We start from the raw sequence: 19,617 nt of genomic DNA, 5'->3' as shown, positions 1-19,617 counted from the left end.
CGACCGAGTCAGCGACCTCGAACTCACGCTCACCAAGATCGATACTGCAACGGCTTCTAAGGGCCGCTTTCGGTGCCAGAGGGTAAGCGCTTATTCACGGCTCGACCATTTAGAGTTGCCCTATCTCCGGGCGGTCGCTTTTGGGACGCGTTCAATCGTTCAAGCGTGGCCCGTTCCCGCCTCGCCTGTGCGGGCCCTCAAGGGGCTTCACCTCGGGTGGCGGGAATGCCGGGTCCGTTTGCGGGCGGAGGACATTGGCTGAAGCTCGACATGGCGATCCCGGGTTCTTCGGCCCTCGCATGAGCCTTGCCAGGGGAATGTGGCAGCGGTGAGCGCAGACCGGGTATGCGGCTGGTAGGCAGCCGAATACCGTCTTGGGTCAGGACGGGGCCGGGGCAAGGATTACCAACGCATTCGACCAGCCGAAGAAGAGCGGCCGACCGGCCGTTTCTTTTGCTTCGGCGGCTGAAAACGTTGAGGAGACGACTATGCGCAAGCTCGCTCGTTTTACTGCTACGGCCGGCCTGGCTGTGTCCCTGGTGGGTGCGGCTCTCGCTCCGGCTGCGGCCCAGCAGCAGACGGCCAGCGGCCCGCACAGCTACAGCTGCTCCAACCAGGGCGGCGGCCCGAACCACACGGTGAACTGCTCCGGCCTGATCACGGTCAACAACGTCCTGAACGGCACTACGGTCAACGTCGGGGACATCAACGTCCTGTCCGGCACTCAGCTCGACGACCTGGAAGTGGCCCTGGTCAACGTGGCCGACAACAACGTCAACCTGCCCGTCACCGTGCAGCTGGCGAACCTGGAGGCGGCCACGATCAGCACCTACCTGACGAAGTTCGGCATCACCGTCCTGCCGGTCAAGGTCAACATCTGCGCCGGCAGCATCTGCGTCTGACACCATCCGGACGCTGTGCTTCGAAGCGCCCTTCCCCTTGCTGGGTTGGGCGCTTCGTCGTGCGAGCCATGGAGCTGCTTTACGTCAACGGCCTGCCGGTCTGCTGTCCAGGCCTGCCATCGCAACCGGGGTACAGGGGTGACCAGGCCCCATACACGGCACGGGCACGCTGAGCTGGACGATGCCTCGCTCCGCTCGGCAGGAGTCAGCAAGGTCGGCACGCGACTACGTCCGGCCCGCAGCTGCGGGCTCTGTTGTCGTGGCCCCTGGCCCATGCTTGGGGCGAGATCGTGGCCCCGGGCCAGACGCGGTCCGTCGGGGCACTGGGAGCGAGCACCCGAATCCGTGAAGGTGCACGCGTCGCTCAGTGGGCCGCTGCCATGCAGAGTCGCGACGCACGCCGCACCCTGGTCTGGCTGGGTTGGGGGCCCCGCCGAGGCGCGGTTTCGAGGCCCCCGGAACGCGCGCAATGGAACCCAGAGGGGAGGGTGCGCGTGTCGCCCGGCTCAACGGTGGTGGTGAACCTCCGGTCATAGACTCGGTGGGGTGAAACGGCGACACGGGGTTCACCGGGCGCGGGAGGGGACGGGCCGCCCTCCCGCGCGGACCGGCATGCGGCGGTGTTGCGTCTCGCCCAACCGCGCGATCGAGACATTGCGCGCCTTACCCCTGCAGCGGGCCGGTGAGCTGTACAACACTCCAAGAAAGGGCGCGGCTAGTGGTGCCCGCCGTGCACTGGAGGGTGAAGCGACGTGATCGGGCAGGAGTCCCGCCGCAAGGGGCCGGCGGCAGTGGGGGCCAGGCGCCCTGGGGAGCAAGGTCCGCACGGGCTGAGGCCCGCCGTCGGCGAGGACGAGAACGCTGGCGCCGTTGAGCAGGCGGTCACAGGCCCCGTTGGGCCGGGGGCAGGAGGTGGGGACCGGTGAGTGGGCTGTAGCAGCGGGTGCTTGCCGCCTACACAACCGACCGGCACCCGCAGCACGACCGCGAGCAGCTGCTCGCCCTGGGCGCGGCCGAGCTCGTCCACACCCGCAGCCCGGGCGGCCGGGCCGCGACCGTCCAGGAGGTCCAGCGCGTCGCCCGCGAGGAGCGTGGCCTCCTCCTCGACGAGCGCCAGGCGCGCACCGCTCTTGCCGAGCGCCGTACGGAGCGTGCCAAGTGACAACCCGACTCCTGAGAGTTCAGGCGGTCTTCCTCCAGACCGAGGATTGACCGACGCCCCGCCGCCGCGTGCCCGGTCAGATCCAGGTGCCTTCCAGAGCGCGGCGGTCGCCGGTGAGCGCGTAGCGGCGTACGGCGAGGATGGTCTCGGTGTCGCTGCTGATGTCGTCCGCGAACCGGGTGAGGATGGTGTCGACGGCTTCTTGTTCGGAGAGGTAGGGAGGGGCGAGTTCGAGCGCGATCTGGCCCAGTCAGCCGCCGGCGGCGCCATCTCTTCGACCAGGCGCCGCACCGCGTTCGCGTCAGCGGGATGCCGCTCGGTGTCAGCCGGTGCCCGCTCCAGAGCGCCGCCGCCACCCCCGCCCGTGTCGTCGGCGATGTTGCCGGTGGTGGGGAGCGGTTCGCGGCGGAGCTCGTCGACGGCCTGGCCCACGATGGTACGCACCGCCGACCACTCGACGTGTCCGGCCTGGGCGGCCGCGGTGAGCCGCTCGGTGACCAGGGTGGTGAGTTCGTCGAGCCGGCCGTGGACCTCGCGCCTCGGAGCGTCGTGAGTTTCTGCGTGTTACAAGGCGCGCCTTGCGGGCACGCGACCGTGGTGAGCCGGGAGGGTTCCGAGCACGGCCTCCCGGGGCCGGCCGCAGCGGCGGCCGGCCCCGAGCCGTGCTACCCAGTAGCCCGCTGGGCGCTGAACCCCTGGTCGGCTCGCTGCGCCGCCTGTGTTCAGTTCGCCCGGGGCAGTCTCCCCGTCGGCGACAGCCTGGATGTCCGTCTGTTTGCTCAGTAGCGGCCACACAGGGCTATCGGCACCGCAGACGACTACGGAGCGTCTCCGTCATGACGTGAGTGCACTGGAAACCGCTGCTTCAGGGGCGGTTTGCCGCGTGTACCTCTTGGTGACCTCGGTGATGAGGCCTCGGCTGCGGTAAGGGGCGAGGGCCTGGGCTTGGAGGTGGTCGTACAGCATGCTGTAGTGCTGTACGTCGGATGGTTTGTCCAGGTAGAGGTCATTGGTGAACCGGTCCAGGTGCACCACGTCTGCCGCGGGGCTGTCGGTGAACTGCAGGATGGAGAACTGTCCTGACATGCCCGGGTGGGCGCCCGCGGCGTAGGGGAGGACCCGCACCGTGATGTGCGGCTCGGTGCCCAGTGCGTTCAGGTGCTCCAGTTGTTCACGCATGATGTCGGGACTGCCGACGGCGCGGTGCAGTGCCGATTCGTCCAGGACCGCCCACAGGCGCAGCGGCCGGACCGGATCGTAGATCCGGTGCTGGCGGCGCAGCCGCACCTTCAGGCGCGTGGCGGCCTGTTCGGCGGTGAGTTGGGGAATCGTTTCCCCGATGACCGCGTCGGCGTAGGCGGGGGTCTGCAGCAGAGCGGGGATCACCATGGACTCGTAGGTGTAGAGGGAGGTGGCGTCCGTCTCCAGGGCGATGTAGACGCTCTGGGGGATGTCTTTGTATGCGTGCCACCAGCCCTGCTGCCCGGATTCCCTGGCCATCCGCATCAGCGAGTTGATGACCTGCGGGTCCGTCACTCCGTAGATCGCGCACAGGTCGCGCACATCGCGAGGGCTGATGGCACGGTTGCCGTTCTCGATATGGCTGATCTTGGGCTGGGAGACCATGAGCCGCTCGGCCACTTCGGAGCCCTTGAGCCCACTGGCCTGGCGGAGCCGGCGAAGCTCGGCTCCAAGACGGCGTCGTCTGACGGTGGGGTTGTTGTTCGCCGCCACGAGCGGTGTACCTCCGGGCTCCATGTCATCGTGCTGGACCGCAGATTCCCATGGAGCAAGACGTGTTGATCGTGTGCCGGGCCGCCGTGTCATGGAGCAGCCGAAACGGAATCTGCCCGTGTAATTTGCCCCATGGCAGGCACCGTCAGGCGAGGGAGCAGAAGCAGCTTCTCAGGCGGTCCTGCGGGTGGTGAGCAGGGCATACTTGCGGGCGTTGTAGGCGTTGGCGCGTTGATGCTCGGCCTCGCCGCGGTGTTCGTCGGACAGGGACGGCTCGGCGGTGACGAGCCGGTCACAGACGGCGGCTCGGGCGTCGTGATGGGAGGCGATGGCCGTGAGCATGCTGCCCGGCGGACGAGACCGTCTTCGTCTTCGGCGTCCTTGAGCTCGTGGTACTGGGCAACGAGCGCCTTGGCTTGCTCTCGCAGCTACTGAAGCCTGGCGTGCAGGCTTGCGCCGCATGACCGCATCCGCGGTCCCGCTGTCAGTGGCGGACGAGGCTCAGCGATCACGACCAGATCCATACCCACGAGCCGGCCCCGGCGTGCTGGGCTGGGAGGAAGTGGAGAGTGAGCCGGAGTGGGTCTGACTGCGGGCTCCCGAACAGGAGCACCCCAGTCTCAGTTTTCAGATGGAAGCCGACCACACGCCCTCAGTGTGGCCTCAACGCCCGGGCACGCAGCAGATGCAAGCCCATGTGGACCTGCAAGTCGACGACATGGATGCGGAGACCAAGCGGGCCTGTGCCTTGGGCGCGATGCTGGAGCGCCGCGGACGACTTGCAGCGTCGCTTCGACGAGAACCTGAACAAGCTGACCGCCGACTTCGACCTCGGCAAGGTCAGCGTCCTTCAGGAGATCGCCAAGGCGAAGAAGAAGCCCGCCGAGGCCCGCGCCGTCATCCAGATCGGCATCGTCATCGGCGGCGCCGACGGCGACTTCGACAAGGACGAGCAGGCCATCGTGCGCGAAGCCTGCTGCACGCTCGACCTGCCGCCCCACGAGTTCGACCTGTAACCAGCGGGGGGCACACGTACCTCATAGGACGTATCCGAGGAGCAAGCGTGGAGATCTCAGGCATCATCAGCGCGATCGTGATCGGCATCATCATCGGTGTGCTGGGACGGCTCGTCCTGCCGGGCCGCCAGCGCACCGGCATCCTGTGGACGATCCTCGTCGGTATCGCCGCTGCCTTCCTGGGCACGGCCATCGCGGCCGGACTGGGTGTCGCTGACTCCAAGGGCATCGACTGGATCGAATGGCTGATCCAGATCGCTCTCGCCGTCGTTGGCGTGGCCGCCCTTGAACGCCTCAAGTCCCGGCACTGACGCCCCGCACTGGGTTGAGGAAAACGGTGGGCCTGCGGCACTCAGCCAACAGGCCCACCGTCGTGCCCCGAGCCGGCCGGCCGGCGGCGTCAGCGAAGGCCGGTGAAGTCCGCGCCCACGACGAGCGTGACGGCGCCGGCCATGGCGTCCGCGTCCGGCTTCGCCGCGACACCCGGCACCCGGGAAGCGAGCACCCCGGCCTGCCGCTCGAGGCCCTGGGGGTAGGTGACCGCGGTCTTCTCCGCAGAGACCGGCGCATTGCCGGTGCCGGCGATGCTGTAGCCCGCCGCCCTCAGCGTTTCGGCGACCTTCGCGGCCTGGCCGGGCACCCCGCTGCCGTTGAGGACCTGCACGCGCACCGTAGCGGCGTACACCGGCGCCTTGGAGTCGGCCGCGAGCTTCTTCTTGTCGACCTCGTGGTCCTTGGCCAGCGAGGTGAACAGGTCGGCGGCCTGCGGGTACTGCCACACCACGTTGGCCTTGTCGGAGGGTACGTCCGCCTCGCGTCCGTAATTAGGCACGGTCAGGAAGGTCAGCCGGTCACCCGGGATGCTCTTGATCTCGTTCGCAAGACTGGTCAGCGGTTTGATCCCCGCCAGCTTCTCGTCCGTGGTCAGGGACTTGGTCGCCGAGTCCAGGAAGTCGTACAGGGCGGTCGGGCTGGTGAGCTTCTGCTGCGCCTTGGCGGCGAGGGCTTGCATGAACTCCTGCTGGCGGCCGATGCGCCCGAGGTCCGAGCCGTCGCCGACGCTGTAGCGGGTGCGCACGTATCCGAGGGCGTCCTCGTCCTTGACGCTCTGGCACCCGGCCTCCATGTCGAGGTGCGCCTTCTTGTCGCGGATCGCCGTCTCGGGGCAGACCTCGATGCCGTCGAGGGCGTTGACCATGCCTTTGAAGCCCTGGAAGTCGACGGACATGAAGTGGTCGATACGCAGACCGGTGGACTGCTCCACCGTCTTGATCGTGCAGGCGGCGGCTCCCGAAACATCGCCGCTCGTACCGCCGATGGCGAAGGCCGCATTGATCTTGGAATGGCGGGGAGTGGACGTGGTCCCGTTGCCGCGGTCGCAGGCCGGCAGGCTCACCCAGGAGTCCCGCGGCAAGGAGACCACAGTGGCCCACTCTCTGTCCGCGGACAGATGCATGACCATCAGCGTGTCCGACTGCATGGTGTCCAGGTCCTTGCCGTACTTCGCGTTCTTGCCGTCCCGCGAGTCGGAGCCCACCACCAGGATGTTCTTCGAGCCCGGACTCAGATTGACCGGCCGGTCGCCGCCCAGCTTGTTGTCCACGTCCGCGGAACCGATGTTCCCGTCCAGGCCCTGGTAGACCCAGGCCCCCACCCCGGCCGTCACCAGCACGAGGACGGCCAGCGCCCCACCGGTCCACAGGGCTATTCGCCCGCGTCGGGTCGGCCCGGACCGTTCTGCCACCTTGCGGCGCCGCCGCGTTGGTTGTGCCCGGCGACTGTCCCGTCGCCTGTCCTGCGTACCCACCCTGGCGTCCTCCGGGCCTTCGTGCTCATCCATCCTCGACCGCAACTGCATGCGGTGCGTGCACTCTACAGTCGCGTAGAGGCAGCCAGGTACGGCGTAAGATGCCCCGACTTACCCGTAGGTGGCGGACTGCAGAATGAAGAACAGGGCGATCGCCGCGTTGAGCGCGGACAAGGTCGATGCGGCCGTTCCGGCTGCGGCGACGATGGCCGCGACACCGGCCGTGGTCAGCGCGGGCGGCCAGCCTCCGGCCGCAGGCACCGGCCCCAGCAGCGCGGCAACACGGCGCGGGACCGGGCCCGCCTCGGCGAAGGCGGCCAACCCCGGTACGACGGCGCGCTGGGAGATCAGCGCCGCCTTGCCCACGGCGCGGGCCGTCGTCCTGCGGTCCCCTGTGACCCGGGCGGCTTCCTCGTCGGCCCAGCGCTCGGTGCTGTAGCCCACCGCGGAACGCAGCGGGCGCAGCAGCGGGTTGGCGCAGCCGGCGAGCTGCACCATGAGCAGAAGCCGGTGGTGACGTCCGGCGAGGTGGGCGCGCTCATGAGCGAGAAGGGCCCGGCGCTCTGCCTCGCCGAGGCCGCACAGCATGCCGGTGGAAACCAGGATCCGGCCCGGAGAGCCCGGCAGCGCGTACGCGTAGGGCACCTCGTCGGTGAGTACGGCAACCTCCGACGCGTCGGGAAGGGCGGCCAGCGTGCGGTGGGCACGGGAACGGAAGCCGTAGTGCCGTCGCAGGGTGTGCGCGCACGCCACGACCACGAGGGCGAGGGCGCAGATGGACGCCTTCCCGGCCACCTCGTCGTAGGGGACCGCTTCCCGTACCTCGGGGTCGGACCAGCTGTCGGGCAGCGGGTTGCCGGGCAGCTGCGCGGTACCGACCACGACCAGAAGCCCGAGGCACAGCGTGCTGCACGCGGCGAGGATCGCTCCCACCCAGGTCAGCAACAGCGCTGCGCTGCGCGGGTGCAGATGCTGTTCGGCCAGCCGCGCGATCGGCAGTGCGGTCAGCGGCAGGATCAGGGGCAGGAAGACGAACACGCCCATAGGTCAACGCTCCGGATCGTCAGCTTCAGTGAGGAGGGAGCGCAGGAGCTCTTCGTCGTGTGAAGAGAGGGACGACACGAAGCTGGAGAGCACCGCGTCGCGGTCTTCCTGGGTGTCGAGCAGCTTGCGCATGCGCATGGCCACAAGACCGGCCCCGTCCGCCACCGGCGTCCACTCGAAGGACCGGCCGGCCCTGGTGCGGGTCACCGCCCTCTTCGCGTACAGCCTGGTCAGAATCGTAATGACCGTGGTGTACGCCAGATCGCCGCCGAGCTGCTCCTGTACCCACGCGGCGGTCACCGGCCCGGGTGCCCGGCCGAGCGCCGACAGCACCTGCGTCTCGAGTTCGCCCTGGCGCCTGCGACCGCGCCCATCCGGGCTCGTCTTCTCCGTGCCGTCAACCATGGCGCGGCCTCCTTTCCGTCCCGCCGCCCCGAACCGTAGGAGCGTCGAGGGGGCATCGTACTGGTCACCCGCCGCGTGCCTCTCCCAGCGGCCGAGGCGGCTGTGTGACCGGAAGGCGCCTGCCGACATGCCCAGTTCGCACACCTACGCGTTTCTACATTGCTGTAGATTCCTAATGGTGTCATACGAGGGTCCGAAGCGGCGTCCCGTTCTCGGGCCCAGGTCTTCGAGAAGGGAAGCGACATGGGTGTGAGCCTGTCCAAGGGCGGCAATGTCTCGCTGAGCAAGGAGGCACCGGGGCTGTCCGCCGTCCTGGTCGGCCTGGGCTGGGACGTCCGTACGACGACCGGCACCGACTACGACCTCGATGCCAGTGCGCTGATGGTCAACGAAGCCGGAAAAGTCGCGTCCGACCAGCACTTCATCTTCTTCAACAACCTGATCAGCCCGGACGGCTCGGTCGAGCACACCGGCGACAACCTCACCGGCGAGGGCGAGGGAGACGACGAGGTCATCAAGGTCAACCTGGCCACCGTCCCCGCCGACGTAATGAAGATCGTCTTTCCGGTCTCCATCCACGACGCCGGAGCCCGCGGCCACAGCTTCGGCCAGGTCCGCAATGCCTTCATCCGCGTCGTCAACCAGGACGGCGGCACCGAGCTCGCCCGATACGACCTGAGCGAGGACGCCGCCACCGAGACCGCCATGATCTTCGGCGAGCTCTACCGCGACGGCGCCGAGTGGAAGTTCCGCGCCGTGGGCCAGGGCTACGCCAGCGGACTGGCCGGCATCGCCGCCGACTTCGGCGTCAACGTCTGACACCTGCGCGACCCGGGGTGCGGGCCCGACGCGCACCCCGCTCCCGGCTCACCCACCACACCCAGAGAGCGGACCCGGTGTTCGGACTCAGCGAACTCGCGATACTCCTGATCGTCGTCATTGTCTTCATCGGCGCCAAGAAGCTCCCCGACCTGGCCCGCAACGCCGGCAAGGCGGCACGCATCCTCAAGAGCGAGAGCAAGGCCATGAAGGCGGAAGGCTCCGCCGGGCACCAACCGGACCCCCACATCATCCAGGTACGACCTGGCGACAGGACCGCCGCACGGCCCGACAACGGGACAGGGACCGGCAACGGCCCAGTACGGACCTGACCGCAGCAGCACAGCCCCCAGCCACCACGACCCAACGAAGAGGCAGCACATGTCCGTGAACCTGACCAAGGGTCAGCAGATCAGCCTGAGCAAGTCCGACGGCGGCGCGCTCACCGTCGTACGGATGGGACTGGGCTGGAAAGCCGCCCAGCGCAAGGGCTTCCTCGCCAAGCTCACCGCCCGGGAGATCGACCTGGACGCTTCGGCGGTCCTCTTCGCCGACAAGAAGCCGGTGGACGTCGTCTTCTTCCAGCACCTCGTCAGCGACGACGGCTCCGTGCGTCACACCGGCGACAACCGCGTCGGCGGCGCCGGCCAGGGCGGCGACGACGAGTCGGTCATCGTGGACCTGCAACGCGTGCCCGTACACGTCGACCAGATCGTCTTCACCGTGAACTCCTTCACCGGCCAGACCTTCGAAGAAGTAGACAACGCCTTCTGCCGCCTACTCGACGAAACCAACGGCCAGGAACTCGCCCGCTACACCCTCACCGGCGGCGGCAGCCACACCGCACAGATCATGGCCAAGGTCCAGCGCAGCGGCACCGGCTGGCAGATGGCCGCTATCGGCAGCCCCGCCAACGGACGCACTTTCCAGGACCTCATGCCGGCCATCGCCACACACCTGTAAGGAACTTCTTCCTCATCCACGTGTTTGTGCCGGCCTTCTGGTTCGACGCTCGCGCTTTGCCTCACTCTCCGGCGCGGCTCATGGACGTGACGCTGAGCGGCCCTAGCGGGGTCTGGCGCCGTGTGGTGAAGCCGAAGTGGTGGTAGAGGGGGACGTTCGCCGGGTCCGTTGTGGTCAGGTACAGGCCGTGGGGGGTGGGTGTGGTCGCCAGGACGTGGTCCAACAGCAGGCGCCCGGCGCCGCGTCCGGTCAGGTCGGGACGGACCCCGACGAACTCCAGCGTCCAGGCCCCCGGGGGTGCGCCCCCGTCGGTGGCGTCCAGGTAGCGCAGGGTTCTGTCGAGGGCGCGCGGACCGCAACGCAGCCCGGTACGGGCTGCCCAGAGGGCGCGGGTGCCGGCGGCCGGGGTCGCGCCCGGCGGAGTGAGGACGGCCGCCGCGAGGAGCCGGGCGTCCGCGCCCACGAGCGCGGTACGGCGGGCCCCGTCGAGGCTGGCGTGGGCACGCAGGGTGGCCCAAAACCAGTGGGCGCGTACGGGGGATGAGCCGCCGCAGATCCAGGAGACGGCGGGCTCCCGGGCGAATGCGGCGGTCAGCAGGTCGGCGCAGGCGGCCGGGTCAGGGTCGGTGTCGATCCGCCAGGAACCCCCGGCTGAGGCCTCAGACATCCCGCCTCCGCTCCAGCGGCGCCTCGGGCACGAGGTGGCAGACGAGCAGCTTGAGGAAGAACAGCGGCGCGAACCAGGCGAGCGCGGCGGGCACCGCCAGCCAGAACAGGTTGGTCAGGGCGGCCGCCATCAACAGGGCCATCGCCACCGGCCGTCTGAGGTGCATGGGCGCGAATTCCACGACCAACGCCCCGCCGAGGAGAAGTGCGGCGTTCGTCAGCGTCCACGCGAGGTCGCCGGACAGGACGAACAGCCCCATCGCGGCAAGGTGGATCAGGTGCGCGGCGACGAACAACAACCGGGCGCGCCTGGCCCCTGGGTCGGCCCGGTGGTACCAACGCTTCGCGGCGTTGGTGGCGTTGGTCAGCACTCCGCCGATCAGATCGAGTCCGACCATGGCGACCACGGCGAGTTGCCCGGTGGACCAGTCGTGTGCGGCCCCCGACGTCCACAGGCCGGCGGCCAGGAGCAGGGCGCAGCCGAAAAGGCCGAGGGTCTCCACCACGGACTCGGAACGGGACTTGCCGGGGCCCATGAACCGCTCCAGGCGTCCCGCGAGGCCGGGCGGGGTGGCCGGTATCTCCCAGGAGATCCGCAGGTCAGCGCGCATTGGTCGGGTCCTCTCCGGCGGCTGTGGCGGCCGCGGTGGCTGCCCCGCGCCACAGGCCGTGCAGAAGGCTCCACAGCTGTGCCGAGGCTTCGCCTTCCGGGAGATCCGCGGCTTCGGCGAGGGGCTCGGTCGTCATGCGGGCCAAGGCCCAGGCGTCGGCGGCCTGGATGACCGCCGCGGTCACCGACACCAGCAGCCCGTGGTCCACGTCGGTGCGGATCACCCCCAGCCGCTGCCCGTCCGTGACCAGGGCGCCGAACCAGTCGAGCCACGGGCCCGCGGGGGTGCGCCCGATGGCGGCGTCGGCGAGGGCCAGGTCCTCGGGGTGGTCCCGCAGGTGGGCGGCGAGGGAGGCGGAGCCGGCGGCGAACCGGGACCGGAAGTCGGCCTCGTCACGGGCCGGGACCCAGGGTCCGAGGGCGTCGAGCAGTCGCTCGAGCACCCCGTCGAGGACCGCGACGAGCAGGTCCTCACGGCCGTCGAAGTAGTGGTAGGCGGCGGTCTTGGAGACCCCCGCAGCTTCGATGATCTTGTTGTAGGAGGCGCCTTCGGTGCCGTGCTCGGCGAAGTGCCGGCGCGCCACCCCCAGGATGAGCTCCCGGCGCTCGGCGGGCAGGCGATCGAAACGGGGAAGAGGCATAACCGCAGAGTACCGCTAGAGTGTACCATCAGTACACTCTACTGGTCCACCCGCCTTGCGGGCGGTCAGACTGGGCATCGGAGCAGGCTGATGGCGTTCGGCGCGCCGCGGGGAATCGACGATGACTGGCCGTGCTTGACTCCCCCCGTCGGTGAATGCCGATGAAGCCGCCGGCCAGGCCAGCCGCCCGCGGTGTCGGACCCGGCGCGCCCTGCTCGGCGACAGCCAGGGGATACGACAGCAACCCCGACCGCCGCGAGCTGCGCAGGCGCCGGATCCTGCCGGTGATCTCCCGCAAGGGTGCCCCGAACATCAAGGGCCTGGGCAAGCTCCGCTATGTCGTCGAGCAGACCTTCTCGCTGGTGCACCATTTCAAGCGCCTGGCCGTCCGCTGGGAGCGACGCCTCGACCTGCACGATGCTTTGATCGCCCTAGCCTGCGGCCTCATCGGCTGGAGACGCTTCACCAAGACCCGAACATGACCGTGTGGTGGCTCTTGCGGAAGAGGGCTGGTGAACGATATTGACGTAGCGGGCCGTCCGCGTCGGGAAGGCGGTCCGCGGTCCTCCGGTAGGTTGCGGCGGGAATCGACTCCCGCTTGAAGGAAATCCGACATGAGCGCGCCCAAAGCGGTCGAGGTCCCGAACCCCCTGGCAGCGTCGTACGCCAGGACCTTTGGCGAGCAAGGAAGAGTCTGGATTGCCGCACTGCCCGCGTTGGCCGCGGAAGTACTGGACCGCTGGGAGCTGAAACGGGACGGCGAGCCCGGAGCGGGGGAAGCCTCGTTGGTACTGCCAGTGCTGCGCAAGGACGGCACACGCGCCGTTCTCAAATTCCAGATGCCCAGGGAGGAGACCGCCGCCGCACGCATCGGACTGCGCACCTGGAACGGCGAGGGGACGGTGCGGCTGCTCGACCACGATCCCGAGAGCAGCACCATGCTCCTGGAACGGCTGGACGGCACCCGCACGCTGACCTCGATCGAGGACGACGACGTCGCGATGAGCATCCTCGCCAAGCTTCAGGCCCGATTGGTCTCCGTCCGCGCGCCGCACGGTCTGCGGAGCCTCGGTGACATCGCCACCGACATGCTGGAGCACGTTCCGCATGCCGTCACAGCTCTGGCCGACCCTTCTGACCAGCAACTCCTGCGCGGTTGGGCCTCGGCGGTGGCCGACCTGGTCGGCGAACCCGGCGACCGGATGCTGCACTGGGATCTGCACTACGACAATGTTCTCGCAGCGGAGCGCGAACCGTGGCTCGCCATCGATCCCGAGCCGCTCGCCGGGGATCCCGGCTTCGACCTGTGGCCCGCCCTGGACAGCCGGTGGGACGACGTCGTCGCCACGGGCGACACTCCGCGCGTGGTACGGCGCCGCTTCGATCTGCTCACCGAGACCCTCGGCTTGGACCGCGCACGTGCGACCGGCTGGACGCTGGGGAGGCTGCTGCAGAACTCGCTGTGGGACATCGACGACGGCGAGACCGCGCTCGCCCCGGCCTCCGTCGCCATCGCAGAGTCGCTGCTGAACCGGTGACCCCACCCTGGAGAGACGAAGATCCACAGCCCAGCATTCACGCCCCTCCAAACGGCCGAATCGTCTCACCACAGTAGGAGCTCGTAACACGATCTTGTTGCAGTGCCCTGGTCGGGCATGACGGGGGTCAATTCGTCCTGTGCCGACTGGACACCCGGCACCTGCATGGCCCAGTCGCGCAGAACCAGAGCGGCCGCGCGGCGGTCGAGCCCGGCGCCGACCTTTTTGGTCCCCGGGATGCCCGTGGGCTGCCGCATGGGCAGCAGCCTGCGCAGTCCCGGCGCCCGCCAGCAGGAGAAGCCACAGGCCGAGGGCCATCGCCAGTGCGGCCCCGACGATCATCCAGATGTCATCCAGGGGCCGTGTGGACCGTTCCTCGGCGAGCCGCCGCGCCAGCGCATCGCGGACCGGCCTGCACGCACCGAGACCACGTCGTACAGGAGCAGTTCGATGGCCGCGGCGGACAGCAGGGCCACCAAGGCCGTGGGAATCCGCCGCGCCGACCAGAAACGGCGCACCAGCCGGCCTGATTTCCCGCTCGCCGCCCTCGTGCCCGCGCCCGCCCCGGGGCGCCGGCGGACGGAGCTACCTTTCCGGTAGCGGAGGGAAGGGCGCTGTCACCGGTCGGCTGCCGCGAGGTGTTCGCGCTCATCTCACCCTCTCCCGGTCCGAGTGCTGCGAATGCACCGAGTGCAGTGTCTCGACCGACACCACGAGATCGGACGTATCCATGCCGGGCCATGCCCTGAGCCGTTCGGTAACCTCCCGGCGCACCGCGGCGCACTGCGCCCCGATGTCGGACGGACAGCCGAGCTCGACGGTGATGCGCATCCGTACCTCGCCGATCACCGCCTGCCCTCTGGCGGCAGACTCGGCGTCCCGTCCTGTGGTGTTCCGCTCCGGTGCCTGCCGCACGGATGTGGTCACGCGTGGCGTCCGGCGATCAGGCGGCACGCGGTCGGCCGACTCGGTGAACCGGCTCAGCGCCTCGCGGCCACCCGGGAAGCGATCTTCGCGACGACCCGGCCGGCGACGGTGATCGCACCGCGCTCACCGCGAGGTGGGCCCGGACGCCGATCGGCTTCACCGGTCACCGTTGCCAGTCTCGCCGAGTCCGTCGCCGGTCATCGCGGATCCGCTCCTGCCGATCTCGGCGGCGGACAAAGTCGCCCGGTTCGAGACCGCCTTCCACAAGCCGCCCGGCCACGAGTCCGGCGACGCCCAGCCCCAGCACCAGCAGGAAGGCCCAGAAGCTACCGAAGTACCAGGCGAAACCCAGTGCCATTCCGGCCATCAAGCCAACCATCGCCCTGCTCATTACTCGCTCCCTCACTCAAGCAGCGGCTCCCCCCGGCTACTGGATCCGCTGCCGCTCTTCCCCTTCGTCTTCCTCGTCGGGCAGCTTCACATCACCGACCATGATGTTGACTTCCACGCCGTTCCGACCCGCCATCCGCTCCACCGCGGAGATCACGTTCTCCCGCACCGCACCGGCCACGTCCGTGATCGAAACGCCATAGTCGACGACGGTCTCCAGATCGATGGCCGCCTGCGCCTCCCCGACCTCGACACTGACCCCGCGTGTGACGGACTTGCCACTGCCGGCACCAGGCGTCCGCTCCCGCATGGACCCCATCGAGCGAGCGAACCCACTGCCCAGGGCGTAGACGCCGCGCACGTCCCGCGCCGCCATTCCGGCGCTCTTCGCCACCACCACATCGGCGATGGTTGTCCGGCCGCGAGAACCGGGCGCACCGCCATGCATTGCGCCGACGTTCTCAGTCATCAGGGCATTCCTCCCTCAGGAAGCCCGCCTTGCACCCTTTGTTCGAATTGTAATCTTGAGTCGCCTTCACCACACCCCTCGGGCAGCCGCTGCCCGAGACCGCCGACCAGTTGAGGAACGCACTGCTCAACGCGGCCGCTGAACGGCTCGGCCTGGCCACCGTGACAGCTGACCTGCGCGTCACGAATCTCCATCAGGGCCCGGAGACAGGCGTGACGTCGAAGTTCATGGCATGACGGCGCGCTTGAACTCCAGGAGTTCGCGCTTGAGCTGGCAGATGCGTCCGGCGTCGACAGGCCGGTCGGGGGAGAAGACGTCGCTCTCCGGGGTGTCGACATCACCGGCGAAAGCATCGGCCACCTCGAGGTAGCGGTCGACGACCATGTCCGCGACCGCGTGCAGGACGCCAGCAAGGCCGCAGCCCAGCTGGCGCGGGTCGTCCTGGAGCTGCTGGCGTACGCCGTCCAGTGACGGGGCCCTGCCGTGGCGGACGGTGATCGCGTACCCGGGGCCGGCGAAGACCATGATCTCGCCGGTGTCGACGATCTCACTGGTCGCGGTGACCTTCTCGTGGTCGACGTAGACGATCGTCCTCAGCACCAGGAACAGCATGTCGCCGTAGCGCTCCAGCTTGGGCCGCTGATGCGCATGGACGGCGTCCTCGACCGCGAGCGGGTGCAGCCCGAACGCCTCGGCAACCTCCTGCAGCTGCTCCTCGCCCGGCTCGTACAGGGCGATCTGCCCAACAGGCCGGCATGACCGCTTTGCGCAGGCCGGGCTCGGTGGCTCTTGCTGGGGGGGGGCGTCGCCGTGGATGAGCAGCGGGTCGGTGGCGGCGGTAGGCGAGGTGGGTGGCGAGCTCGGTGGGGTGCGACAGGTCGCGGCGGTGTGGGAGAACTCGTACACGGGAGCGGCACCCCCCCCGGTGGGCGGGAGCCTATGCGGCGCCGTCGGAGATGCGGGAGGCCGGGCCGTCACCCTGGAAGCACGCGCCCCGGGGAGCTGGTTCCCCCGGGGTCCCCTCTGGCCTGCGGTTGGCCACCGCGTGCAATGACGCCGTGCGCCCGCCGTGACGGCTACGGCTGCGGCTGTGTGTTCTGCGCGTCGGCGACGGCGCGTTGGGTGCGGAAGTTCTCCCGATAGGCGTCGTATACAGAGGCGGTGCGGTGCTCGGGGTCGGTGGAGTCGTCCCACTTCAGGAGGGCTTCGTCGTTACCGATCAGGCCCGACTTCGTGTAGGGGTGGCTGCCGGTGAAGACGATCTTCTGGTTGTTCTTGCCCTTGTAGGTGCCCTCGATGAGCAGGTACTTGGTGTGGGTGGCGGTGTGCGTGCCGCCCGCCGCGTCGTCCAGCTTGTGCAGGTCGATACCGCCGTACCGGGTGGGCTTGTTGAGGATCTGCTCGACCGCGGTCCCCGACGCGTCGAGGTCGCGGTACACGATGTCCACATAGCAGCCCGCGTCGTCCAGGTCCCACAACTTCTGCGCGACTTCCGGACGGGTGATCCCGTGCATCGCGACGCGGATCACCGTGCGGCCGTCGGTGGTGCCGTAGCCGGTGTCGTTGCCGTGGCAGGCCGGCTTCCCGTCAACCGGGTCGTCCACCGTGCTGAGGATGTTGACGATGACGTCCGTGGTCGCCCGGGGGAAGAAGTAGGCCTTGGCCCGGCCCGCCTGGGTGTCCATCAGCACGTCGGAAACTTGCTTGGACGGGTCCGCCTGCGCCTCGACCTGACGGTTGAAGTAGGCGGCGTAGGCGCCGTACAGGGTCTGGTTGCCGGCCACCGTCAGGGCGTCGTTCCAGGACTTCTTCCGGTCCCAGGTGGTCATGTTCGCGGAGGACTGCACGACCACGTTGTCCACCGGCACGGTGGCGGTGGCGCTGCCCTTGGTCCGGGAGAACAGGTAGAACTTGTTGTGGTTGACGCCGGGCCAGCCGTCCGCCGGGTTCGGGTCCTTCGCCAGGCACGCCTGCTTGTCGGCGCACAGCCGCACCCAGGAGTCGCCCGAGCCGGCCGGCTTCTTCGCGAGCCCGGCGGCGAGCAGGTCGTACATCGGACCGCCCTCCCCGTGCCGGCGGGTCTCGCTGTCCAGGATCACATGGACGTTCACCCCGCGCAGGTGCGCCGCGTTCAGCCGCTCCACCACCCATTTGGAGCCGAACACGTACGTGGAGATCATGATGTCGGACCCGGGAACCGCGCCGTCGATGAGCCGGGCAAGGTGTGTGGGTATCGCGTCGGTCCGTGCCGGGTCGGGGCTGGTCGGGTCGTTGAACAGGGCCCCGGTCGTCACCACGGGGGCGGGCGTGCCTCCGTCCGCCAGTGCGGGCACCGGGCCTGTGGCGCTGAGGAGGGCGAGGGTGGCTGCTGTCGTGGTCGCCGTCCGGGCGAGATTGATCTTCGTCACGAACGGTGATCCTATCCAGCGCCACAAAGCCAACTGAATCGCGACACCGTCTGGTCGGCGGGTCCTCACCCCGCCTCACCGGGCCGGCATGCGTTTTCAGCGGACACCCAGGAGGAGCACGTCCACCTGTACCCGTCGGCCCATCAGCGGGCGGCCGGCCCCCGCGACGAGATCCTCGCGACTCTCGCCGCGAGTGTGGGGGCTGGTCGAGGGCCTCGCTGACGGCCTGAGACGCTTGTTGTGCCCGGTGGCGCCCATCTCCTCGAAGCCGATGCCGCCGCCGGGCATTCGTCGTCACAGTGACCGCGATCGGATCGTCATCTGAATGAAGCGGGTCTACGGGTCGCGACCTGAGTGGGGCACCGGACACCTTCTCGACTGTTGGGCGCAGCTGGGGCCGCGCCGGAATTCCGGGATGACGCTCGTACCGCTCGTGGGGTCATCCTGGGGGCCCGGTGGCCCCGGTCCATCCGTTGTCGTACTCGTCTCCGGTGGCAGGCAGGGTCGCGCCGGGCGTGCCGGAGGTCCGCTCAGGCGAGCGGCTTGTCCAGCACGGCCTTGCGGTGGCTGAACGTCTCGAGCGAGTACTGGCCGTGGTAGCGACCCATGCCGCTCTCGCCGACCCCGCCGAACGGCAGATCCGAGACCGTGAGGTGGGCCACGGGGAGCCCGAAGCCGACGCCGCCCGACGAGGTCTCGGCGACCAGACGGTCGCGGACCTCCTGCGACTCGGTGAACGCGTACAACGCCAGGGGCTTGTCCCGGTCGTTGATGAACGCGATCGCCTCGTCGAGCCCGTCGGCCACCACGACCGGCAGGATCGGCCCGAAGATCTCCTCGGCCATGACGGCGGAATCCGGGGACACGTCGGCCAGCACCGTCGGGGCGATGTAGCGGTTCGTACGGTCGTACGCGCCCCCGACGACAAGCCGGCCGGAGCCGAGCAGGCCCGTGAGCCGGTCGAAGTGCCGCTCGTTGACGATCCTGCCGTAACGGGGCGACGCGGCGGGATCAGCGCCGAACGCCTGCCGTACCGCCTCCGCCAGCGCGCCCTCCAGCTCCGCGGCGGTCTCCCGGTCGGTGAGCACGTAGTCCGGTGCGACGCAGGTCTGGCCCGCGTTGAGGAACTTCGTCGACACCAGCCGGGCGGCCACGTCGTGCAGGTCCGTGCTGCGGTCGACAAACGCCGGTGACTTCCCGCCCAGTTCCAGGGTCACCGGAGTGAGGTGCTCGGCGGCCGCGCGCATTACGATCCGGCCGACGGTGCCGTTGCCGGTGTAGAAGATGTGGTCGAAGCGCTGCTCCAGCAGGGCGGTGGTCTCCGGCACGGCGCCCTCCATCACTGCCACCGCGTCGGCGTCGAGGAACAGGGGCAGCAGTTCCGCGATGACGCGCGAGGTGGCCGGCGCGAGCTCGCTCGGCTTGGCGACAACGCAGTTGCCCGCGGCGAGCGCACCGGCCACCGGGGCGAGCAGCAACTGCGCCGGGTAGTTCCACGGGGCGATGACCAGGACGACGCCCAGCGGGTCCAGCACGGTCCATGCGCGCGCGTCGCCGAGGTGCTCCGGCACCTCGACGGGCTCCGGACGCAGCCACCCCTCGAGCCGCTCGAGGGTGTGGTCGATCTCGCGCACGGTGAAGTCGATCTCCGTACGGAACGCCTCGCGCTCACCCTTGCCCAGGTCCGCGTGGAGCGCAGCCGCGATGTCCTGCCCGTGCTCGGTGAGCAGCGACCGCAGGCCCCGCAACTGCCCCGTGCGCCAGGACACCGGCTTCGTGCGCCCGGTCCGGAAGGTGGTGCGCAGCCGGGCGACGACCTCTGCGGGCTGTTCGGCGGTGGAATTCACCTGGGACTCCTCGATGCGAGTGGGGGCCACTGCCGCCCACTACTGCGGCGGCCGCCGCAGTGACACGGCGGACGAGTGACCCAAAACGGGTACGTGTATGTGCCAACAATACGCACCCGCTGGTTCTTCCCTCGTCGGCGTACACAATCAGCGACCGCGCCCGCGACCGACCGGTCACCGGCAAGGACCAGGGGGCGATGGCCGCGGGGCCGTAGGCCACCGAGGCCATCGCGTCGAGCGACAGCGTGGCGAGCCCTGTGACGGCGGGC

22 protein-coding genes and 3 pseudogenes are annotated in these 19,617 nt (G+C 69.2%); 10 read left to right on the top strand and 15 right to left on the bottom strand.

Annotation, left to right across the window (positions count from 1 at the left end):
* The first annotated feature begins 488 nt into the window (after positions 1 to 488).
* Together IE185_RS30765 and IE185_RS30760 are read left to right on the top strand one after the other, a co-directional pair.
* Positions 489 to 902, top strand: a complete 414-nt coding sequence (locus tag IE185_RS30765; protein WP_138893912.1) for a preprotein translocase subunit TatB — start codon at positions 489 to 491, stop codon at positions 900 to 902.
* Positions 903 to 1,845: 943 nt separating this feature from the next.
* Positions 1,846 to 2,064 (top strand): hypothetical protein, encoded by a 219-nt coding sequence (locus IE185_RS30760; RefSeq protein WP_138893913.1) that lies wholly within the window; start codon positions 1,846 to 1,848, stop codon positions 2,062 to 2,064.
* 834 nt (positions 2,065 to 2,898) lie between these two features.
* Here IE185_RS30760 and IE185_RS30755 read toward each other — a convergent pair.
* Together IE185_RS30755 and IE185_RS30750 are read right to left on the bottom strand one after the other, a co-directional pair.
* Positions 2,899 to 3,798, bottom strand: a complete 900-nt coding sequence (locus IE185_RS30755) for a helix-turn-helix domain-containing protein (RefSeq protein ID WP_138893941.1) — start codon at positions 3,796 to 3,798, stop codon at positions 2,899 to 2,901.
* Between the two features lie 171 nt (positions 3,799 to 3,969).
* The gene (locus tag IE185_RS30750) at positions 3,970 to 4,140 is read right to left on the bottom strand and encodes a hypothetical protein (protein ID WP_170198243.1); all 171 of its coding nucleotides are present in this window, start codon (positions 4,138 to 4,140) and stop codon (positions 3,970 to 3,972) included.
* A 289-nt stretch (positions 4,141 to 4,429) separates the two neighbouring features.
* Between IE185_RS30750 and IE185_RS34075 the strand changes: the two are divergent.
* The 3 genes and pseudogenes from IE185_RS34075 to IE185_RS30735 form a co-directional block, all read left to right on the top strand.
* A pseudogene (locus IE185_RS34075) lies at positions 4,430 to 4,516 on the top strand (VOC family protein); the annotation flags it as partial.
* A gap of 52 nt (positions 4,517 to 4,568) precedes the next feature.
* Positions 4,569 to 4,814 (top strand): annotated as a pseudogene (locus IE185_RS30740) (TerB family tellurite resistance protein); the annotation flags it as partial.
* Between the two features lie 47 nt (positions 4,815 to 4,861).
* The gene (locus tag IE185_RS30735) at positions 4,862 to 5,125 is read left to right on the top strand and encodes a GlsB/YeaQ/YmgE family stress response membrane protein (protein WP_138893914.1); all 264 of its coding nucleotides are present in this window, start codon (positions 4,862 to 4,864) and stop codon (positions 5,123 to 5,125) included.
* Positions 5,126 to 5,214: 89 nt separating this feature from the next.
* Here the strand turns inward: IE185_RS30735 and IE185_RS30730 are convergent, their stop codons facing one another.
* The 3 genes from IE185_RS30730 to IE185_RS30720 form a co-directional block, all read right to left on the bottom strand.
* Positions 5,215 to 6,558 carry an LCP family protein gene (locus IE185_RS30730; RefSeq protein ID WP_229843787.1) on the bottom strand — a complete coding sequence of 448 codons (1,344 nt, stop codon included), beginning with the start codon at positions 6,556 to 6,558 and terminating at the stop codon, positions 5,215 to 5,217.
* 174 nt (positions 6,559 to 6,732) lie between these two features.
* Positions 6,733 to 7,665 carry a M56 family metallopeptidase gene (locus tag IE185_RS30725; protein WP_138893916.1) on the bottom strand — a complete coding sequence of 311 codons (933 nt, stop codon included), beginning with the start codon at positions 7,663 to 7,665 and terminating at the stop codon, positions 6,733 to 6,735.
* A gap of 3 nt (positions 7,666 to 7,668) precedes the next feature.
* Entirely contained in the window at positions 7,669 to 8,070 is a 402-nt protein-coding gene (locus IE185_RS30720) for a BlaI/MecI/CopY family transcriptional regulator (protein ID WP_138893917.1), read from the bottom strand.
* 243 nt (positions 8,071 to 8,313) lie between these two features.
* Between IE185_RS30720 and IE185_RS30715 the strand changes: the two genes are divergently transcribed.
* The 3 genes from IE185_RS30715 (at position 8,314) to IE185_RS30705 (ending at position 9,852) form a co-directional block, all read left to right on the top strand.
* Positions 8,314 to 8,889, top strand: a complete 576-nt coding sequence (locus IE185_RS30715) for a TerD family protein (protein ID WP_138893918.1) — start codon at positions 8,314 to 8,316, stop codon at positions 8,887 to 8,889.
* A gap of 77 nt (positions 8,890 to 8,966) precedes the next feature.
* On the top strand, positions 8,967 to 9,221 hold the full coding sequence (locus IE185_RS30710; RefSeq protein WP_138893919.1) for a twin-arginine translocase TatA/TatE family subunit: 255 nt from the start codon (positions 8,967 to 8,969) through the stop codon (positions 9,219 to 9,221).
* 49 nt (positions 9,222 to 9,270) lie between these two features.
* The gene (locus IE185_RS30705; RefSeq protein WP_138893920.1) at positions 9,271 to 9,852 is read left to right on the top strand and encodes a TerD family protein; all 582 of its coding nucleotides are present in this window, start codon (positions 9,271 to 9,273) and stop codon (positions 9,850 to 9,852) included.
* 61 nt (positions 9,853 to 9,913) lie between these two features.
* Here IE185_RS30705 and IE185_RS30700 read toward each other — a convergent pair whose 3' ends face one another.
* The 3 genes from IE185_RS30700 to IE185_RS30690 are packed head-to-tail and all read right to left on the bottom strand — an operon-like array spanning position 9,914 to position 11,769.
* Positions 9,914 to 10,519, bottom strand: a complete 606-nt coding sequence (locus IE185_RS30700) for a GNAT family N-acetyltransferase (protein ID WP_138893921.1) — start codon at positions 10,517 to 10,519, stop codon at positions 9,914 to 9,916.
* Entirely contained in the window at positions 10,512 to 11,129 is a 618-nt protein-coding gene (locus IE185_RS30695) for a hypothetical protein (RefSeq protein WP_138893922.1), read from the bottom strand. The genes IE185_RS30700 and IE185_RS30695 overlap by 8 nt, the downstream gene beginning before the upstream one ends.
* Positions 11,119 to 11,769: a TetR/AcrR family transcriptional regulator gene (locus IE185_RS30690; RefSeq protein ID WP_138893923.1), complete on the bottom strand. Its 651-nt coding sequence runs from the start codon at positions 11,767 to 11,769 to the stop codon at positions 11,119 to 11,121. Before IE185_RS30690 ends, IE185_RS30695 begins: the two co-directional genes overlap by 11 nt.
* A gap of 155 nt (positions 11,770 to 11,924) precedes the next feature.
* Here IE185_RS30690 and IE185_RS30685 point away from each other — a divergent pair, with 155 nt between their 5' ends.
* Together IE185_RS30685 and IE185_RS30680 are read left to right on the top strand one after the other, a co-directional pair.
* Positions 11,925 to 12,251 (top strand): hypothetical protein, encoded by a 327-nt coding sequence (locus tag IE185_RS30685; RefSeq protein ID WP_170198244.1) that lies wholly within the window; start codon positions 11,925 to 11,927, stop codon positions 12,249 to 12,251.
* Between the two features lie 132 nt (positions 12,252 to 12,383).
* Positions 12,384 to 13,307: an aminoglycoside phosphotransferase family protein gene (locus IE185_RS30680; protein WP_138893925.1), complete on the top strand. Its 924-nt coding sequence runs from the start codon at positions 12,384 to 12,386 to the stop codon at positions 13,305 to 13,307.
* Between the two features lie 137 nt (positions 13,308 to 13,444).
* Here the strand turns inward: IE185_RS30680 and IE185_RS33440 are convergent.
* The 7 genes and pseudogenes from IE185_RS33440 to IE185_RS30645 all read right to left on the bottom strand — a co-directional run.
* Positions 13,445 to 13,959: pseudogene (locus tag IE185_RS33440) on the bottom strand (DUF6286 domain-containing protein); the annotation flags it as partial.
* Positions 13,956 to 14,234 (bottom strand): hypothetical protein, encoded by a 279-nt coding sequence (locus IE185_RS33435; protein ID WP_229843786.1) that lies wholly within the window; start codon positions 14,232 to 14,234, stop codon positions 13,956 to 13,958. The gene IE185_RS33435 and the pseudogene IE185_RS33440, both read right to left, overlap by 4 nt.
* A 163-nt stretch (positions 14,235 to 14,397) precedes the next feature.
* Positions 14,398 to 14,625 carry a hypothetical protein gene (locus IE185_RS30665; protein ID WP_138893926.1) on the bottom strand — a complete coding sequence of 76 codons (228 nt, stop codon included), beginning with the start codon at positions 14,623 to 14,625 and terminating at the stop codon, positions 14,398 to 14,400.
* Positions 14,626 to 14,661: 36 nt separating this feature from the next.
* The gene (locus IE185_RS30660; protein WP_138893927.1) at positions 14,662 to 15,093 is read right to left on the bottom strand and encodes an Asp23/Gls24 family envelope stress response protein; all 432 of its coding nucleotides are present in this window, start codon (positions 15,091 to 15,093) and stop codon (positions 14,662 to 14,664) included.
* 225 nt (positions 15,094 to 15,318) lie between these two features.
* Complete coding sequence (locus IE185_RS30655; RefSeq protein ID WP_138893928.1) at positions 15,319 to 15,999, bottom strand: CorA family divalent cation transporter; 681 nt, start codon at positions 15,997 to 15,999, stop codon at positions 15,319 to 15,321.
* Between the two features lie 170 nt (positions 16,000 to 16,169).
* On the bottom strand, positions 16,170 to 17,501 hold the full coding sequence (locus IE185_RS30650; protein ID WP_138893929.1) for a phospholipase D-like domain-containing protein: 1,332 nt from the start codon (positions 17,499 to 17,501) through the stop codon (positions 16,170 to 16,172).
* A gap of 530 nt (positions 17,502 to 18,031) precedes the next feature.
* The gene (locus tag IE185_RS30645; protein WP_138893930.1) at positions 18,032 to 19,348 is read right to left on the bottom strand and encodes an aldehyde dehydrogenase family protein; all 1,317 of its coding nucleotides are present in this window, start codon (positions 19,346 to 19,348) and stop codon (positions 18,032 to 18,034) included.
* Between the last annotated feature and the right edge of the window lie 269 nt (positions 19,349 to 19,617).

The sequence above is a fragment of the Streptomyces chryseus genome (assembly GCF_014650755.1).
Taxonomy (GTDB): domain Bacteria; phylum Actinomycetota; class Actinomycetes; order Streptomycetales; family Streptomycetaceae; genus Streptomyces; species Streptomyces chryseus.
Note: the sequence above shows the minus strand (reverse complement) of the source record. Positions and strands in the feature narration are given on the sequence as shown.

Bases quoted from the DNA above. Each gene is read 5' to 3' on its own strand.
- IE185_RS30765 (WP_138893912.1), top strand. From the start codon at position 489: ATGCGCAAGCTCGCTCGTTTTACTGCTACGGCCGGCCTGGCTGTGTCC.
- IE185_RS30750 (WP_170198243.1), bottom strand. From the start codon at position 4,140: ATGCTCACGGCCATCGCCTCCCATCACGACGCCCGAGCCGCCGTCTGT.
- IE185_RS30725 (WP_138893916.1), bottom strand. From the start codon at position 7,665: ATGGGCGTGTTCGTCTTCCTGCCCCTGATCCTGCCGCTGACCGCACTG.
- IE185_RS30720 (WP_138893917.1), bottom strand. From the start codon at position 8,070: ATGGTTGACGGCACGGAGAAGACGAGCCCGGATGGGCGCGGTCGCAGG.
- IE185_RS30715 (WP_138893918.1), top strand. From the start codon at position 8,314: ATGGGTGTGAGCCTGTCCAAGGGCGGCAATGTCTCGCTGAGCAAGGAG.
- IE185_RS30705 (WP_138893920.1), top strand. From the start codon at position 9,271: ATGTCCGTGAACCTGACCAAGGGTCAGCAGATCAGCCTGAGCAAGTCC.
- IE185_RS30700 (WP_138893921.1), bottom strand. From the start codon at position 10,519: ATGTCTGAGGCCTCAGCCGGGGGTTCCTGGCGGATCGACACCGACCCT.
- IE185_RS30695 (WP_138893922.1), bottom strand. From the start codon at position 11,129: ATGCGCGCTGACCTGCGGATCTCCTGGGAGATACCGGCCACCCCGCCC.
- IE185_RS30690 (WP_138893923.1), bottom strand. From the start codon at position 11,769: ATGCCTCTTCCCCGTTTCGATCGCCTGCCCGCCGAGCGCCGGGAGCTC.
- IE185_RS30685 (WP_170198244.1), top strand. From the start codon at position 11,925: ATGCCGATGAAGCCGCCGGCCAGGCCAGCCGCCCGCGGTGTCGGACCC.
- IE185_RS30680 (WP_138893925.1), top strand. From the start codon at position 12,384: ATGAGCGCGCCCAAAGCGGTCGAGGTCCCGAACCCCCTGGCAGCGTCG.
- IE185_RS30665 (WP_138893926.1), bottom strand. From the start codon at position 14,625: ATGAGCAGGGCGATGGTTGGCTTGATGGCCGGAATGGCACTGGGTTTC.
- IE185_RS30660 (WP_138893927.1), bottom strand. From the start codon at position 15,093: ATGACTGAGAACGTCGGCGCAATGCATGGCGGTGCGCCCGGTTCTCGC.